At 74.8% G+C, this 16,194-nt stretch carries 13 protein-coding genes and 1 pseudogene; 8 read left to right on the top strand and 6 right to left on the bottom strand.

Annotated elements, in window-relative coordinates; translation table 11 throughout:
* The first annotated feature begins 28 nt into the window (after nt 1-28).
* The 4 genes from EV189_RS16065 to EV189_RS16050 are packed head-to-tail and all read left to right on the top strand — an operon-like array spanning nt 29 to nt 3,591.
* Entirely contained in the window at nt 29-988 is a 960-nt protein-coding gene (locus tag EV189_RS16065; protein ID WP_231116475.1) for a branched-chain amino acid ABC transporter permease, read from the top strand.
* Entirely contained in the window at nt 985-2,112 is a 1,128-nt protein-coding gene (locus tag EV189_RS16060; protein ID WP_130493991.1) for an ABC transporter permease subunit, read from the top strand. The genes EV189_RS16065 and EV189_RS16060 overlap by 4 nt, the downstream gene beginning before the upstream one ends.
* Entirely contained in the window at nt 2,109-2,885 is a 777-nt protein-coding gene (locus tag EV189_RS16055; protein ID WP_231116474.1) for an ABC transporter ATP-binding protein, read from the top strand. Before EV189_RS16060 ends, EV189_RS16055 begins: the two co-directional genes overlap by 4 nt.
* The gene (locus EV189_RS16050; protein WP_130493990.1) at nt 2,875-3,591 is read left to right on the top strand and encodes an ABC transporter ATP-binding protein; all 717 of its coding nucleotides are present in this window, start codon (nt 2,875-2,877) and stop codon (nt 3,589-3,591) included. The genes EV189_RS16055 and EV189_RS16050 overlap by 11 nt, the downstream gene beginning before the upstream one ends.
* A gap of 8 nt (nt 3,592-3,599) precedes the next feature.
* Here the strand turns inward: EV189_RS16050 and EV189_RS16045 are convergent, their stop codons facing one another.
* Together EV189_RS16045 and EV189_RS21175 are read right to left on the bottom strand one after the other, a co-directional pair.
* Entirely contained in the window at nt 3,600-4,142 is a 543-nt protein-coding gene (locus tag EV189_RS16045) for a DUF554 family protein (protein WP_269204198.1), read from the bottom strand.
* Nucleotides 4,143-4,255: 113 nt separating this feature from the next.
* Nucleotides 4,256-4,357 (bottom strand): annotated as a pseudogene (locus EV189_RS21175) (DUF554 domain-containing protein); the annotation flags it as partial.
* Nucleotides 4,358-4,598: 241 nt separating this feature from the next.
* Here EV189_RS21175 and EV189_RS16040 point away from each other — a divergent pair.
* Complete coding sequence (locus EV189_RS16040; protein ID WP_165400338.1) at nt 4,599-5,189, top strand: GNAT family N-acetyltransferase; 591 nt, start codon at nt 4,599-4,601, stop codon at nt 5,187-5,189.
* A gap of 134 nt (nt 5,190-5,323) precedes the next feature.
* Here the strand turns inward: EV189_RS16040 and EV189_RS16035 are convergent, their stop codons facing one another.
* Complete coding sequence (locus EV189_RS16035; protein WP_130493988.1) at nt 5,324-5,725, bottom strand: hotdog fold thioesterase; 402 nt, start codon at nt 5,723-5,725, stop codon at nt 5,324-5,326.
* 43 nt (nt 5,726-5,768) lie between these two features.
* Between EV189_RS16035 and polA the strand changes: the two genes are divergently transcribed.
* Nucleotides 5,769-8,507 (top strand): DNA polymerase I, encoded by a 2,739-nt coding sequence (gene polA, locus EV189_RS16030; protein WP_407938154.1) that lies wholly within the window; start codon nt 5,769-5,771, stop codon nt 8,505-8,507.
* A 308-nt stretch (nt 8,508-8,815) separates the two neighbouring features.
* Nucleotides 8,816-12,274 carry an ABC transporter ATP-binding protein gene (locus EV189_RS16025; RefSeq protein ID WP_130493986.1) on the top strand — a complete coding sequence of 1,153 codons (3,459 nt, stop codon included), beginning with the start codon at nt 8,816-8,818 and terminating at the stop codon, nt 12,272-12,274.
* Between the two features lie 21 nt (nt 12,275-12,295).
* On the opposite strand, the gene EV189_RS16020 is transcribed toward EV189_RS16025, so the two are convergent.
* Both EV189_RS16020 and EV189_RS16015 read right to left on the bottom strand, forming a co-directional pair.
* Nucleotides 12,296-14,173: a hypothetical protein gene (locus EV189_RS16020; protein WP_130493985.1), complete on the bottom strand. Its 1,878-nt coding sequence runs from the start codon at nt 14,171-14,173 to the stop codon at nt 12,296-12,298.
* On the bottom strand, nt 14,173-15,000 hold the full coding sequence (locus tag EV189_RS16015; protein WP_130493984.1) for a hypothetical protein: 828 nt from the start codon (nt 14,998-15,000) through the stop codon (nt 14,173-14,175). The genes EV189_RS16020 and EV189_RS16015 overlap by 1 nt, the downstream gene beginning before the upstream one ends.
* A gap of 194 nt (nt 15,001-15,194) precedes the next feature.
* Here EV189_RS16015 and EV189_RS16010 point away from each other — a divergent pair, with 194 nt between their 5' ends.
* The gene (locus EV189_RS16010) at nt 15,195-15,782 is read left to right on the top strand and encodes a PilZ domain-containing protein (protein WP_165400337.1); all 588 of its coding nucleotides are present in this window, start codon (nt 15,195-15,197) and stop codon (nt 15,780-15,782) included.
* Here EV189_RS16010 and EV189_RS16005 read toward each other — a convergent pair.
* A complete protein-coding gene (locus EV189_RS16005; RefSeq protein WP_130493982.1) occupies nt 15,779-16,192 on the bottom strand; it encodes a winged helix-turn-helix transcriptional regulator in 414 nt (137 codons plus the stop codon). The genes EV189_RS16010 and EV189_RS16005 overlap by 4 nt on opposite strands.
* Between the last annotated feature and the right edge of the window lie 2 nt (nt 16,193-16,194).

Below are 16,194 nucleotides of genomic sequence, written 5' to 3'. Positions count from 1 at the left end.
CTACTGCTCCTGAGGAGGAAGGCACGCGTTGAGCGACTTCGTGAACCAGTTCTGGTCGTCCACCATCGGAGGGTTGGCGATCGGGTCGATCTACGCGCTGGTGGCTCTGGGCTACACCCTGGTCTACGGCGTGCTGCGGCTCATCAACTTCGCGCACTCCGAGATCTTCATGATCGGCACGTTCGGTGCCGTGCTGGCCCTGTCGTGGTTCGACCTCAGCTCCCCGCTGACCGGGTTCATGCTGGTCTTCGTCCTGCTCGTCGCCGCCCTCGCGGGCATGGTGGCCGCCGGGGGCAGTGCCGTCGTCCTCGAGCGGATCGCGTACCGGCCGCTGCGCAAGCGCGGCACCAGCCGGCTCGCGGCGCTGATCTCGGCCATCGGCGCGAGCCTCTTCCTGCAAGAGCTGTTCGCCGCCCGCATCCAGGGGCACGCGGTGCACCTGACGGGCCGCGACTACGTCAACACCGACCGCGTGATGGAGAAGAAGTCCCTGCTGCACATCGGGGACGGCGTCGTCCGCTCCGACCAGCTGCTGGTCTTCGCGTCCGCGATCGTCATGATGGTCGTGCTCGACGTGTTCGTGAACCGCACCCGCCTCGGGCGCGGTATCCGGGCGACGGCGCAGGACAGCGAGAGCGCGGTGCTCATGGGCATCGACATCGACCGCGTCGTCATGCTGACGTTCCTCATCGGCGGCGCCATGGCGGGCCTCGCCGGCACGCTCTACGTCGTCTACTTCGAGCAGACGAAGAACATCATCGGGTTCGTGCTCGGCATCAAGGCGTTCACGGCCGCGGTGCTGGGCGGCATCGGCAACCTGCGCGGCGCCCTGCTGGGCGGTCTCGCGATCGGGCTGGTGGAGAACTACGGCGCCAGCATCACCGGCGCGGAGTGGAAGGACGTCATCACGTTCTCGATCCTCGTGCTGGTCCTGCTGTTCCGTCCGACGGGCCTGCTCGGCGAGGCCCTGGGGAGGTCGAAGGCATGAGCACCGCCACCGTCACCACGGGCGCCGGCCGACGGTCGCGCCGCCCGCTCCCGCGCTGGAGCACGGTCCCCGCGTGGGGGCGCTGGGCGGCCTACGCCCTGCTGTTCGTCCTGGCGATCCTGCTGCCCGCGATCCCGGGGATCTCCACCGTGATGAGCCCGGGCAACAACTGGACCGGTGTCCTGATCTACCCGGTCGGGCTCTACATCCTCATGGCCCTCGGCCTCAACGTCGTCGTCGGCTACGCCGGCCTGCTCGACCTCGGCTACGTCGCGTTCTTCGCGATCGGGGCCTACACCGACGCGGTGATGAGCACGAAGTACGGCTGGAGCTTCTGGGAGTCGCTGCCGGTCGGCATCGCGCTCAGCATGCTCGCCGGCATCGTGCTCGGCACGCCGACCCTGCGGCTGCGCGGCGACTACCTCGCCATCGTGACGCTCGGCTTCGGCGAGATCATCCGCGTCACCGCGAACAACACCGACTACCTCGGCGGTCCGCGCGGCATCTCCTCGATCCCGCGCCCGTCGGTGGACTCGAGCCTGCCGCTGTCGGGGCAGCTCCAGTTCGGGGCGCTGCACCTGCGCGCCTACTGGTACCTCATCGTCGTGCTCATCGCGCTCGTCATCATCATCGCGAAGCGGTTGGAGGGCAGCCGCGTCGGGCGCGCCTGGGCCGCGATCCGCGAGGACGAGGACGCCGCGGAGCTCATGGGGGTGCCGACGCTGCGCTTCAAGCTCGCGGCCTTCGCCATCGGCGCGGCCATCGCGGGCGCGGGCGGCGCGGTGTTCGCGAGCCGGCAGATCGCCATCGTGCCGGACAACTTCCTCTTCCAGCTCTCGGCGCTGATCCTCGCGGCGGTCGTCCTCGGCGGCTCGGGCAACGTCCCGGGCGTCATCCTCGGCGCCTTCCTCGTGGCCTGGCTGCCCGAGCGGTTCCGCGGCTTCCAGGAGTACCGCTACCTGTTCTTCGGCGCGGCGCTGGTGCTCATCATGCTGTTCCGCCCGGAGGGCCTGCTGCCCAACAGCCGGCGCCGGGCCGAGCTCGAGGAGGGGACGGGCGGCATGGGCAGCCTCGGTGGCGGGGTCGGCGCGGCCGCGACCCAGAACGTGGAGGTGGACGAGTGAGTGCCCTGCTGGAGCTGCGCGGGCTCACCATGCGCTTCGGCGGTCTCACCGCCGTCAACGGCCTCGACCTCACCATCGAGCAGGGCCAGATCTTCGCGCTGATCGGCCCCAACGGCGCGGGCAAGACCACGGTCTTCAACGTGACCACGGGCGTCTACCAGCCCACGGCGGGAGAGCTGCTCTTCGAGGGCGACCCGCTCCCTGCCAAGGGCGGTCCCCACCTCGTCACCCGCCGCGGCATCGCCCGTACGTTCCAGAACATCCGGCTGTTCGACAACATGACCGCGCGCGAGAACGTCATGGTGGGCGCCGACACCTGGCACCGCACCGGCCCGGTCAGCGCCATCCTCGGCCTCGGGCGCCACCGGCGCGAGGAGCGCGAGGGCCGCGCGCGGGCGAAGGAGCTGCTGGAGCTCGTCGGCGTCGCCGGGGTCGCCGACGAGGCCGCGAAGAACCTCTCGTACGGCGACCAGCGCCGCCTCGAGATCGCGCGTGCGCTCGGGACGAACCCCCGCCTGCTGCTGCTCGACGAGCCCGCAGCGGGCATGAACCCCGCCGAGAAGGTCGCGCTGCAGGGGCTCATCCGCCGCATCCGCGACACGGGCGTCAGCGTCCTGCTCATCGAGCACGACATGAGCCTGGTCATGACCATCAGCGACCGCGTCGCGGTGCTGGACTTCGGCGAGAAGATCGCCGAGGGCCTGCCGGGGGACGTCCAGAAGGACCCCCGCGTCATCGAGGCCTACCTGGGAGCGCCGGCAGATGCTTCTTGAGATCGACGAAATCTCCGTCTACTACGGGAAGATCGCGGCCCTGAAGGGCATCTCGTTCGCCGTCGACGAGGGCGAGATCGTCGCCCTCATCGGGGCCAACGGCGCGGGCAAGACGACCACGCTGAAGACCGTCTCCGGGCTGCGCAACGTCAGCAGGGGCGCCGTGCGGCTGCGCGGCGAGGACATCACCCGCGTGCCCGGGCACAAGCGCGTGGCCCTGGGGCTGTGCCAGGCGCCGGAGGGCCGGGGCATCTTCCCCGGCCTCACCGTCGAGGAGAACCTCTCGATGGGCGCGTACATCCGCAAGGGGGACCTGTCCGACGAGTACGACCGCGTCTACCAGCTGTTCCCGCGGCTGGCCGAGCGGCGCAAGCAGGCCGGCGGCACGCTCTCCGGCGGCGAGCAGCAGATGCTCGCCATCGGCCGCGCGCTGATGGCGCAGCCGAAGGTGCTCCTGCTCGACGAGCCGTCGATGGGCCTCGCGCCCAAGGTCATCCAGCTGATCTTCCAGATCATCAAGGAGATCAACGAGCAGGGCGTGACCGTGCTGCTCGTCGAGCAGAACGCCGCGCAGGCGCTGGCGCTCGCGCACCGGGCGTACGTCCTGGAGACCGGGCGCGTCGTGCGGTCGGCCACCGGCCGTGAGCTGCTCGACGACCCGAGCGTGCGCGCGGCGTACCTCGGTGGGGACGTGGGCGCGCACTAGCGCGGGGCTCAGCGCAGGGCGGCCACCAGCTCGGTGATGAGCGGGGCGGCCGCCAGCGCCGGCAGCAGGTCCGCGACCGGGACCTGGCGCAGGCGGAGCAGCCGCATGCCCACGCCCAGGAGCAGCAGGCCCCCGGTGGCCGTCATCGCCGTCACGTCGGCCTCGGGCACGACGTCGCCGAGCACCAGCCCGACGACGGTGAAGGCGCCCTGCAAGGCGGCGACCGGCAGGGCGGCGGCACCCACGCCCCAGCCGAGCGAGGCGGCGAACGCGACGGAGGCGAAGCCGTCGAGGGCGGACTTGACCGCGAGGGACTCGATGCCGTGCCCGAGCCCGTCGTCGAGGGCGCCGAGGACCGCCAGCGGGCCGACGCAGAAGACCAGGCTGGCGGTGACGAAGCCCGCGACGAAGCGCTCGCGGCCCTCGTGACCGGCTCCGCCCCGCGCGGACCGGAGCAGCGCACCGCGCAGGGCCCCGCCGAGGTCCTCCAGCCGGTCCTCGAGCCGGAGCAGCGACCCGGCGACGCCGCCGACGAGGACCGCGGCGAGCACGACGAGCAGCGGGGCGTGGGGGCCGTCGCCCGGGCGAGGGAGGGGTCGGTCACCGCCACCGCGTCGAGACCGCCGAGCAGCAGCGTCACCAGGCCGAGACCGTCGGTCACGACGTCCCGGGTCCGCGCGGGCAGCCGGTCGCCGAGCAGGCAGCCGAGGCCCGTCCCGCCCGCGATGGTGGTGACGTTGAGCAGCGTCCCGGCTCCGGGCAGCATCGGTCACTCCTCCTCCCTCCTGATCTCGCAGGAAGGACTAGCGGCAGGTTCGGGGTCCGTCGTAGGCTCCGCCCCGAGCTTGATCGCCGGGCCTCCGCGGCCGGCGGAGCACGGGGGCTGGAGCGGCGCCGCACCACCCTAGGCAGAGGACCGCCTGGGACGGGACTGCGGCGCGCAGCTGCGGGTGCGGTTCTGCGCCGGCCGTCGAGGTCCGGTGTCCGGCTGCTGTGGAGGAGGAGCGGTGCCCCGAGGCAACGTCCAGGTGCGCAAGGCGCGTCGCGAGGACGCGCCCGGGCTGCTGCTGCTGTGGTCCGAGCTGCGGGACCTCACCCGCACGATGGACCGCGTCGCCCCGGTGCCCACCGAGCGCGGCGTGCACGAGCGGCTCGACGCGGCCGAGGCCGACCCCGACCTGCGCATCCTCGTGGCCGAGCTCGACGGCGAGATCGCGGGGATGGCCGTCCTCACCCACCAGCCCTACGCGGTGCTCTTCGACGCGCGCTCGGTGCACCTGCACTTCATGCACGTGCGCCAGTCGCACCGCCGCCGCGGGGTGGGCCACGCCCTCGTCGCCGCGGCGACCGCGTTCGCCGAGGAGGTCGGCGCGGACCAGATCATGACGAGCACGCTGCCGCAGACCCGCGACGAGAACCGCTTCTTCGCGCGGCTCGGCTTCGCTCCCGTCGTCATCCGCCGCTCGGCGACGGTCGCCACCGTGCGCCGCCGGCTCGCGGCCGACGCCGGTGCGGTCTCGGCCGTCGAGGACCTGCTGGCGCGCCGCCGCTCCATGCGCAGCCGCAGCCGGCTGCGGCTCGCCCGCGCCGCGGAGTAGCGCCCCGCTCCGCTCCACCCCCAGTTGATCGGGGTCCCCGATCAGATGGGGCTCACCACGAGGAGATCCCCTCGTGGTGACCCCTCCTCGATCGGGGACCCCGATCAAACGGGGCCGCCCCGGGAACGCAGGGGTCAGCCGGCGGAGGCGACGACCGCGCAGGTGAGCCGGGCGGTGCAGGTGCGCCGGCCCTCGTCGTCGGTGATGACGACCTCGTACGTCGCGATCGTCCGACCCAGGTGCACGGCGGTGGCCGTGCCGGTGACGAGGCCGCGGCGGACCGCGCGGTGGTGCGTGGCGTTGATCTCCACGCCCGCCGCCGTGCGCCCCGCAGCCCGGGCGTGCAGCGCGGCCCCGACGGACCCGAGCGTCTCCGCGAGCACGACGCTGGCCCCGCCGTGCAGCACGCCGAACGGCTGGGTGTTGCCCTCGACCGGCATCGTCCCCGTCACCAGCGCGGGCGTCGCCGTGGTGAGCGCGATGCCCATGCGGTCGGCCAGCGCGCCGAGGGGCAGGGGGTCGGGGAGGTCGGCCATGGGCGCAGCGTACGGCGCGGTGCTGTCGGTGGGTCCGCCTACGATCGGGGGCGTGACCGAGAGCAGCACCCTCGCGCCCTCCGCCGGCTCCCCGGAGCGCCCCGCGCGCACGGGAGCGCGGCTGCTCCTGCTCGACGGGCACTCGCTGGCCTACCGGGCGTTCTACGCGCTGCCGGTGGAGAACTTCTCGACCTCGACCGGGCAGCCGACCAACGCGGTCTACGGCTTCACCTCGATGCTCATCAACGTCCTGCGCGACGAGCAGCCGACGCACGTCGCGGTCGCGTTCGACGTCGGCCGGGCGACGTTCCGCACCGCGGCCTTCCCGGAGTACAAGGCGAACCGCACCAAGTCGCCGGACGAGTTCGGCACCCAGGTGCCGCTCATCCGCGAGGTGCTCGAGGCGCTGCGCATCCCCGTCATCACCGCCGCGGGCTACGAGGCCGACGACGTCATCGCCACCCTCGTCGAGCGGGCGGAGGCGCAGGGCTTCGACGTGCTCATCTGCACCGGCGACCGCGACGCCTTCCAGCTCGTCAGCGAGCGGACGACCGTGCTCTACCCGAAGAAGGGCGTCAGCGAGCTCTCGCGCATGACGCCGGACGCCGTGCAGGAGCGCTACGGCCTCAGCCCGCAGCAGTACCCCGACTTCGCGGCGCTGCGCGGAGACCCGAGCGACAACCTCCCCAGCATCCCGAGCGTCGGTGAGAAGACCGCGGCGAAGTGGATCGTCGAGCACGGCTCGCTCTCGTCCCTCGTGGACCACGTCGACGAGGTCAAGGGCAAGGTGGGCGACGCGCTGCGTGCCCACCTGGCGCAGGTCATCCGCAACCGCCAGCTCACGCAGCTCGACTCCGAGGTCCCCATCGACGAGCAGCCGGACGACCTCGTCTGGCAGTCGATGGACCGCGACGCCGTCCACCAGCTGTTCGACACGCTGCAGTTCCGCGTGCTGCGCGAGCGGCTCTACTCCGCGTTCGCCCCGCCGGAGCCCACGTCGGACGAGGGGTTCGAGCTCGCCGGCGCGGTCCTGGCGCCGGGCGCGGTGGCGTCGTGGCTCGCCGCGCACGCGAGCGGCGCCGGGCGCACCGGCGTCCACGTGGTCGGGACGTGGGGCTCGGGCACGGGCGACGTCCACGGCCTCGCGCTGGCCGCCGCCGACGGCACCGCGGCCCACGTCGACCCGACCGGGCTGTCGGAGGAGGACGACGCCGCGCTCGCCGCGTGGCTCGCGGACCCGGAGCGGCCGAAGGCGCTGCACGACGCGAAGGGCCCGCTGCACGCGCTGCGCGAGCGCGGCTGGGGGCTGGCGGGGGTCACGAGCGACACCCAGCTCTCCGCCTACCTCGCGCGGCCCGACACCCGCACCTTCGACCTCTCCGACCTCGTGCTGCGCTACCTCAAGCGCGAGCTGCGGGTCGAGCAGGAGGGCGACGACGGCCAGCTGAGCCTCGACGGCGGCGACGAGGAGTCCCGGGTGCAGGCGGCGATGCTCCGCGCCCGCGCCGTCATCGACCTGGCCGACGCGCTGGACCAGGAGCTCGCCGACAAGGGCCAGGACAGGCTGCTCCAGGAGGTCGAGCTGCCGCTCGTGCCGCTGCTCGGGCGCATGGAGCACGCCGGCATCGCGGTCGACCTCGAGCACCTCGAGGGGCTGGAGTCGCACTTCGGCGACCAGGTCGGGCTCGCGGCGGCCGCGGCGTACGACGTCATCGGCAAGGAGATCAACCTCGGCTCGCCCAAGCAGCTGCAGGTCGTGCTCTTCGACGAGCTCGGCATGCCGAAGACCAAGCGGACGAAGACCGGTTACACGACGGACGCCGACGCGCTGCAGGCGCTGTTCGTGCAGACCGAGCACCCGTTCCTCGCCCACCTGCTGCGCCACCGCGACGCGAGCCGGCTCAAGCAGACCGTCACCGGCCTGCTCGCCGAGGTGCGCGACGACGGGCGCATCCACACGACCTTCAACCAGACGATCGCGGCGACCGGACGGCTCTCCAGCACCGACCCCAACCTGCAGAACATCCCCATCCGCACCGAGGAGGGCCGGCGGATCCGCGAGGGCTTCGTCGTCGGCGAGGCCTACGAGACGCTGCTCACCGCCGACTACAGCCAGATCGAGATGCGGATCATGGCGCACCTCTCGGAGGACGCCGGGCTCATCGAGGCGTTCCAGTCGGGGGAGGACCTCCACGCCTTCACCGCGTCCCGCGTCTTCGGCGTGGCGCCGGCCGACGTCTCGCCCGGGCAGCGGGCGAAGATCAAGGCGATGTCGTACGGCCTCGCCTACGGGCTGTCGGCCTACGGGCTCGGCAAGCAGCTCTCGATCGACTACGGCGAGGCCCAGGGCCTCATGGACGAGTACTTCGTCCGCTTCGGCGGCGTCCGCGACTACCTGCGCGACGTCGTCGACGAGGCCCGTCGCTCCGGCTACACCGAGACGGTGCTGGGGCGCCGGCGCTACCTGCCCGACCTCGTCAGCGACAACCGGCAGCGCCGCGAGATGGCCGAGCGGATGGCGCTCAACGCGCCGATCCAGGGCTCGGCCGCGGACATCGTCAAGGTCGCGATGCTCCGCGTCGACGCCGCCCTGGTCGAGGCCGGGCTGCGCTCGCGGATGCTCCTGCAGGTCCATGACGAGCTCGTGCTCGAGGTGGCGGCCGGGGAGCGCGAGGAGCTCGAGGCGCTGGTGCGCCGCGAGATGGGGGCGGCCGCGCAGCTCTCGGTGCCGCTCGACGTCAGCGTCGGCGCGGGGCGGACCTGGCAGGAGGCCGGCCACTAGGCGGTCCAGGCGGGGCTCCAGCCGGGCCGGGGCCCGGCGCCCCCCGGAGCGCGACGCCTCCCCGGCCGCCCGAAAACGGCAGGCGCCGGACCAGCCCCGCTGCGTATCGTGCTCGGGGCCGCTCGAGCACGACGCGGCCCGAGCGGCACGGTCGCGCCGGCCTCGGCGCTCGGTGGGCGCCCGCCGCCGGCACGACGCCGACCTGGTGCCGACGCGTGCCGGCGCGTGCCGGCCGTGCCGGCCGGTGCCCGCTCCGTGCGGCCACGCCGCTCCACCGTCCTCGTCCCTTCCGAGCTCCAGGGGGAGCCGTGCGCCGAGACCCGGCCCGCCTGGGCTGGCGCCGCCTCGCCGGGCGCCGGTCCACGGCCGCGCTCGCGCTGCTCGTGCTCGCCGCCGCCGCGGAGGTGCTGGGCGCGGTCGTCGGCGGCCGGCTGGCCGGGGGCGCCGGCGCGGCGGGCTCCGACGTCGCCCTGCTCGCCGTGCTGCTGCTGGGATCGGCCCTGCTCGACGGTGCCGGCTCGACGGTCGTCTCGGGCGTCATCGGCCGCGCCGAGCAGCGGCTCCGCGCCGACCTGCTGGCCCGCGCGCTGCACCAGCCGCTCCCCGTGCTGCAGGAGCAGGCCGTGGGGGAGCTGCTCGACCGCGTCGACGACGACGTCAACCAGGCGGGGCACCTGCTGCGCACGACGGGCACCAACCTCGCCCGGGCGGCGCTGCGCGCCGTGCTCGCCTGGGTCGTCGCCGGGCTCACCTGGCCGTGGGCGTGGCTGCTCTTCCCGGCCGTGGCGGCCGTCGCGCTGCTCGTCGCGCGGCCCAGCGCACGTACCGTCGCCGGGCGCAAGCTCGCCGAGGAAGTGGCCTGGTCGGAGCACGCGGCGCAGTTCGAGGAGGCCGTCGCCGGCCGCGACGACGTGCGCACCGCGCTCGGGCAGCCCCACGTCCTGCGCCAGTACGCCCGCCGGGCCAGCACGCTGCTCGCGCGCGTCTCCGCGACCTCGTCGGCCTCGAGCACGACGCAGCTGCGGACGGGCCTGGCGGCGCAGTGCCTCATGGCGGTCCTCGCGCTCGCGGGGGTCGCGCTGGTCACCGCCGACCGCATGACGCTCGCGGCCCTCGTGACGATCTGGCTGCTGGCCAGCAGCTTCGTGGGGCAGCTCGGACAGGTCGCGCAGCACCTGCCGGAGATCCAGGCCGGCATCGGGGCGCTGACCCGCGTACGCGCCCTGCTCGACTCGCCGCAGGAGCCGGACGGCGGCCGTCCGGTGCCGGACGTCCCGGCGGACGTGGAGTTCCGGCACCTGTCCTTCGCGTTCGGCGACGACGACGGGCCCGGGTTCGCGCTCGACGACGTGACCTTCCGCGTCCCGGCGGGCCTGACCTGCGCGCTGGTGGGCCGGACGGGCTCGGGGAAGTCCACGCTGACCTCGTTCCTCCCGCGTGCGCTGGAGCCGCCCGAGGGGACGGTCCTCGTCGCCGGCCAGGACGTCCGCGCCACCGACCTCGAGGCGCTGCGCCGCGCGGTCGGCGTCGTGACCCAGCGGACCGAGCTGCTGGCCGCGTCGCTGCTCGACAACGTCACGCTCTTCGCCGACGTCGCCCGCGCGGACGTCGAGGCGGCGTTCGCCGCGCTGGACCTCGAGGAGTGGGTGTCCGGGCTGCCCGACGGCCTCGACACCGTGCTCGGCCCGAGCGGCGTGCTCCTGTCAGCGGGGGAGCAGCAGCTCGTCGCCTTCGCCCGGCTGCTGGTGCGCGACGTGCGCGTCGTCGTGCTCGACGAGGCGACCGCGCGGATGGACCCGGAGACCGAGCGCCGGGTCGTCCACGCCTCCGAGCGGCTGCTCGCCGGCCGTACGGGCCTGGTCGTCGCGCACCGGCTCGCCACGACCGAGCGGTGCGACCTGGTGACCGTGCTCGACGCCGGTCGCGTGGTCCAGCACGGCCGGCGCGACGAGCTCGTGACCGCGCCCGGGCCCTTCGCCGAGCTGCTTGCGGCGGCCGGGACCCGCAGCCCGGAGGGCGAGCGCGTGTCCGCGCCGCTGACGCGGACCGAGCGGCGGCGCGAGCCGCGCACGCTCCCCACCGTGCGGCCCAGCCTCGCGCGCACGGTCTGGGCGCTGCTCCGGATCTACCCGCAGTGGGGCTTCCTCGGCGGCATCGGCTTCGGGCTCGCCACGGTGCTCGGTGTCTACGGCGCCGTCAGCGGCTTCGTCTGGGGCCGCCTGGTCGCCGACCTGCGCAGCGGCTCGGGCACGCCCTGGCCGTTGGCCCTCGTGCTCGTCGCCTGCCTCGTCGCCGGTCCGGTGTTCGTGTCCGGGGCGTTCCGCATCTACCCCCGCTGGTGGGTGGCGGCCGCGCTGCGCGTGCGCTTCGCGGTCCTCCGCGGTCAGACGATGCAGCACCGCCTGGAGCAGACGAGCGCCGGCGAGGTGACCGCCCGTGCCCTCGACTCCGACCGCCTCATCTGGTACGCCGACCGCTGGCTCGACGTCTGCCTCGCGGCCATCGCGGTCGCGGCGGCCGCCGCGCTCAGCGGGTCGCCGCTCGCCCTGCTCGTCCTGCTGGGCGTACTGCTCCTGCCCGCGCTGGTGAGCGCGCTGGGCGCTCCGCTCGCCGGGCGGGCGGCGCGCGAGGCGGGCGACGCGCGCGCCCGGCTCGGCCAGGAGCTGGCGAGCGCGCTCGAGGCGGTCCGTACGGTCAAGCTCTCGGGCGCCACGGCCACCGTCCAGGCGCAGCTCGAGCGGGTCGACGCCCAGCGCGTCCGCGCCCACGTGCGGGAGTACCGCGTCCGCACCCTGCTCATGAGCGTGCCGGGCGTCCTCGTCCAGGCCGGGGTGGTCACGGCCTGGGGGGTCTACGCCGCGGGCGGCTGGGGCCTCGCGGACGCCGTGCTCGTCGCGACGACGGTGAGCGGGATGGGGTGGTTCGGCATCGTCATGGGGGCGGCGGTGACCGAGGCGCCCGTGGCACGCCGCTGGCTGCAGGCCGCGGCCCAGCTCGCCGGCACCGCGGACCTCGTGAGCCTGCCGCCGCAGGTCGACCTCGTCGCCGGGCGCTCGCCGCTGCCCGACGCCGCCCCGCGCGTCCCGCTGCGCACCCTGCGCCTCGAGGGGCTCACCGCGGTCCACGAGGACGGCACGGTCGGGGTGGAGGGGGTCGACCTCACCGTCGACCGGGGCTCGGTCGTCCTGCTCGCCGGGCGCGTGGGCTCGGGGAAGTCCAGCCTGCTGCGCAGCCTGGCCGGGCTCGTCGACCACGAGGGCCGCATCCTCTGGAACGACGAGGAGGTGCGCTCGCCGCAGGAGTTCCTCCGCCCCGGGCAGGTCGCCTACGTCAGCCAGGTGCCGCGGGTGCTCTCGGTGTCCTTCCGCGACAACGTCACGCTCGACCACGACCGCGCCCCCGACCCGGCGTTCGAGACCGCGCGGCTGCACTCCGACCTCGCCGCGGCCGGTGGCGACGGCGTGCTCGTGGGGCAGCGGGGGGTGCGGCTGTCCGGGGGCCAGGTGCAGCGGCTGGCCCTCGCCCGCGCGCTGGCCACGGAGGCCGAGCTGCTCGTCGCGGACGACGTCTCGTCCGCGCTCGACGCGCGCACCGAGCTCGAGCTGTGGGAGGGTCTGCGCCACCGCGGCACGACCGTCATCGGCACCAGCTCGAAGCGCTCGGCGCTCGCCCGCGCCGACCTCGTCGTCGTGCTGGAGGACGGGCGCGTCGTCGCTGCCGGCCCGTGGCGCGAGCTGCTGCCGGACTGGGGCCACCTCGCGGGCTGAGGCTGCGCCGACCGGTGCAGGTCAGGGCGTGACCGTGATGCCGTCCACGGTGAACGTCCGTCCGCGCCCGACCGCCGTCGTGCGGAGCACCAGCACGTGCCGGCCACGGGGCAGCGTCCGGCTCGTCCACACGTCGACGCTCTGCTCGGGCGTGCTGCGCTGCTCGAGCGCCCGGCCGACCTGCTTCCCGTCGAGGGTGACGACGGCGGCGCCGTACCGCGCCCCGCGGTCGCCCAGCACGGCGACCCGCGTGCCGGTGAACGCGAGGGTGGCGGTGCGCCCGGCGCTCGAGGTGGTGGTGAGCGTGCCCTGCCAGGAGGCCTTGCTGCGCGGACGCGCCCAGCCGCGCGACACGCGGAGCGAGCGGTCGTCCAGCGGGGCGAGGTACGGACCGGAGCGGACGACCGTCGTGAGGTTGCCGAACTCGTCGCGCCCGCGCGCCTCGAGGAGGTACGCCCGGCCCGGCGCCACGCGGACCGGCAGGAAGCCGAAGGCCAGGCCGGTGGGGTCCCGCCGCACGCTGGTGAACGAGCCGGGCAGCCGGGACCGGCGGTCCAGGACGGCGTACTGCAGCGTGCCCACGTCGTCGGCGCAGACGGTGCCGCAGCCGACGTACTGCGGGTAGAACGTCCCGTTCGTCGCCTGCACGCCGAGGTCGTGCAGCGAGACCGGCACCGGGGGGCTCTGGGCAGCGACGGGGAGCAGGAGCGGAGCCCCGCCGGCCGGGGTGATGACGTAGGTGTAGGTGCTGCCCGGCTGGACGGTGCTGTCGGTGACCGCGCTCCCGACGCTCGCGAGCGGGATCCCAGGCCCCGTGCCGAAGGGCCCGTCGGTCCGCGTCACCGTGACGGGAGTGCCCGCGGGCACGGTCCAGTCGAGCCGTACCTGCGAGCTGCCCGTGACGACCGTCGCCCCCGTCACCGGCGAGGCCGGGGCGGCGGGCACGGCTGCGACGAGCGAGGAGGTGAGCTCCGCGGGCAGGGCGAGCGGCTGGGCGGGCGAGCCGTCGACCGGGACCCGCCAGACCGTGATGGTGCCCTCCTGCTGCTGCGGGGTCCGGCCCTCGACGTAGACCGCGCTCCCGTCCGGCGCCCACACGGGCTGGCCGAGGTCGATCCCGGCGGGGGTGGGCAGGACGGAGGCGCCCGTGCCGTCCCCCGCGCCGACGACCAGCTGGGCCCCGCCGGCCGTGCCCCCGTACGCGGTCGGCTCGTCCTGGTGCAGCCACGCGAGGCGCGACCCGTCGGGGGAGAGCTCCGGGCTCGCGACGAGGCCGGCCGCGAGGGGACCGGGGAGCGGCACGGCCGGTCCGGCCCCGACGAGGGAGACGAGGGACGAGGACGTGGCGCTGGTCGCGACGGCGACGACCCTGCTCGGGTCCGCCTGGTCCACGGTGGGGGCGTCCAGGCGCGAGCTGCCGACGAGCACGTCGACGGCCGGGGGCTGCACCCCGACCCGGGCGAGCTGCGCGCCCTGCGGCGGAGTCCTCCCCGCGTCGGCGACCGCCACGACGAGCGCGGAGGGCCCGGCCCACTCCAGGTCGGTCGGCGCCCCTTGCCCCTGGGCGTCGGGCCGGGCGACGATGCGGACGCCGCCGCCGCGGACGCCCTGGACGTGGACCTCCGGCAGCGCGTCGCCGCCGGTGAGGTAGGCGAGCGACGTCCGGTCGGGTGAGAGGGCGAGGTGCGTCCGCGTCGCGCCGGTCGAGTCGACCGCGGTCGCGAGCAGCGCGCGGCGCGACCCGTCGGCCGCGACCTGCCATACGTCGCCGGCGAGCGAGGCCACCACGAGGTCGTCCGGCGCGTGCCGAGCGTCCGCCCGCGCGGGGGCGGCGAACGGACCGAGCAGGGGGACGGCGAGCAGGGCCGCGGCGAGCGCGCCGGCGGGGAGGCGTCGCATCAGGCACCTGCCGAGGCGGAGACGGCGGTCGACGACGAGGTGCCCGTCGGCCCGTACGTCACGCAGACGCCGAGGTCGACGGCGAACGCGGGGGAGGAGACCACCGTCGAGAAGGTCCCGGCCCGGTCCGTCCGCACCCGGCGCAGCACGCCGCCCGGTCCCTCGATGTCGCCGCACTGCAGCGCGCGGACGCTGAGGAGCAGCCCGGCGGCGGGGCGACCGCCGACCCGCGCCGTCCCCGTCACCTGGAGCGTGTCCTTGCGGGGGCTCCGGCCGCGGGCGGTGAGGACGAGCGGGGTGCGGCCCGTCACCTTCAGCGTGGGTGGCGGCGTCGTCGTCACGTCGTGCGTGGAGACCCATCCCGTGCCGCTGGGGAAGCCCTGCGCGCGGGTGTCGATCGTGCCGCCGATGACTTCCGTGACCGTCCAGGCGCCGGTGTCCTGCGCGGAGACTGGGAACGTCCCCGACCAGGTGCCGTCGGTCGGGGTACCCGCGCTGCGGCGGAGCACGACCGTGCGCGAGCCGAGGGAGAGGCTGCGGCGCAGCGGCTCCACCCTCGCGCACGGGCAGGTGGCCGACCGCTCCTCGCCCACCGCCGCCTCCCGCGGCCGGACTCCCGCCGGGTCGGCCAGGTGCACGGTGACGGTCACCAGACGGACCTGGGTGCCGCGGAGGGTCACGCTCGTCGTGGAGAGGCCGATGCCCTGCACGGTCGTCGCCGGGCCCGGGCCGGCGACCAGCGCCGCGGCGGGCAGGGCGGCAGCAGCGGTGCCGGCGAGGGCGAGCGGGAGGGCGAGGGCGAGCCCCGCGCGGGAGGAGGTGCGCACGCTGCTAGGAGCGCCTGCACCGGTGCGGAGGTTCACCCGGACGTGGTCCGGACGGGTGACGCGCTCAAGTCCGGTGCGCTGCCTGCCGATCCCGCTCGGTACACAGGGTTGGGGGGACCCGCCGGGACGAGAGCGGAAGGGACGACGGGTCGATGTCGGTGGCGAGCGAGACGAGGGAGTCCGCGCTCCGGGACGTGGCGATCGGGAGCACCGTCGTCCTCGAGGTCGACGGGGGAACCCTGCCCGTCGCCGTCACGCTGGTCGACTCCTCCCACCCCGACGGCCCCAGGCTGCGCGTCGGGCTGCCGCCCACCGGAGTCCGCGACCCCGGGACCGTCGCCGTGTCGTTCGGCGTCCAGGGCGGCGCGATCCGGCTCACCGGGTCCGTCGTGCTGGCCGAGGAGGAGCTCGAGCTCACCATCGAGGACGTCCAGCCGGTCCAGCGCCGCCGCCACGTGCGCGTGTTCGTCGAGGTGCCCCTGGTCGCCACCATCTCGACGGGCGCCGCGACGGAGGGCAAGGCGCGCGACCTCTCGGCCAGCGGCGTGCGCATCACCTTCCCCAACGACTCGGTCTTCCTGCCGGGGGCGCGGGTGCGGCTCACGCTCCAGCTCCCCGCCGGCCCGCTCCACGTCTCCGCGATGGCGGTCGGGCTGAGCCCCAAGGGCGGCTTCGGCTTCCAGTTCGTGGACCTCGCACCGAACGCCGAGGACGCCATCTGCGCGTACGTCTTCGCCGTGCAGCGCGAGCAGCTGCGCCAGCGCCGCCGGCACGAGGACTAGACCGGCGCGAGCGCGCCCTGCTCGTCGAACGCCTCGCGCGCCGCGAGGATGCGGTCCATGTGGAGCTCGGACCAGTCCTTGAGCGCGCCCAGCACCGGCACCAGCGTCTCGCCCAGCGGCGTCAGCGCGTAGTCCACCCGGACGGGCACCTGCGCGGTGACCTCCCGGTCGACCAGCCCGTCGCGCTCCAGGGTGCGCAGGGTCTGCGTCAGCATCTTCTGGCTGACGCCGGCGATCACCCGCCGCAGCTCGCCGTGGCGCTTCGGCCCGTCGGCCAGCGCCGTGACGACCAGGCCGGACCACTTGTCGCCAATCGTCTCCATCACGGTGCGGGTGGGGCAGCCCGCGAGGAAGGCGTCGTACGCCAGCTTGGCCTCCGCGCGCTGCTCCGCCGCGGTCCTCGTCGCCATGG

The sequence above is a fragment of the Motilibacter rhizosphaerae genome, from assembly GCF_004216915.1.
GTDB lineage: Bacteria > Actinomycetota > Actinomycetes > Motilibacterales > Motilibacteraceae > Motilibacter > Motilibacter rhizosphaerae.
Note: the sequence above shows the minus strand (reverse complement) of the source record. Positions and strands in the feature narration are given on the sequence as shown.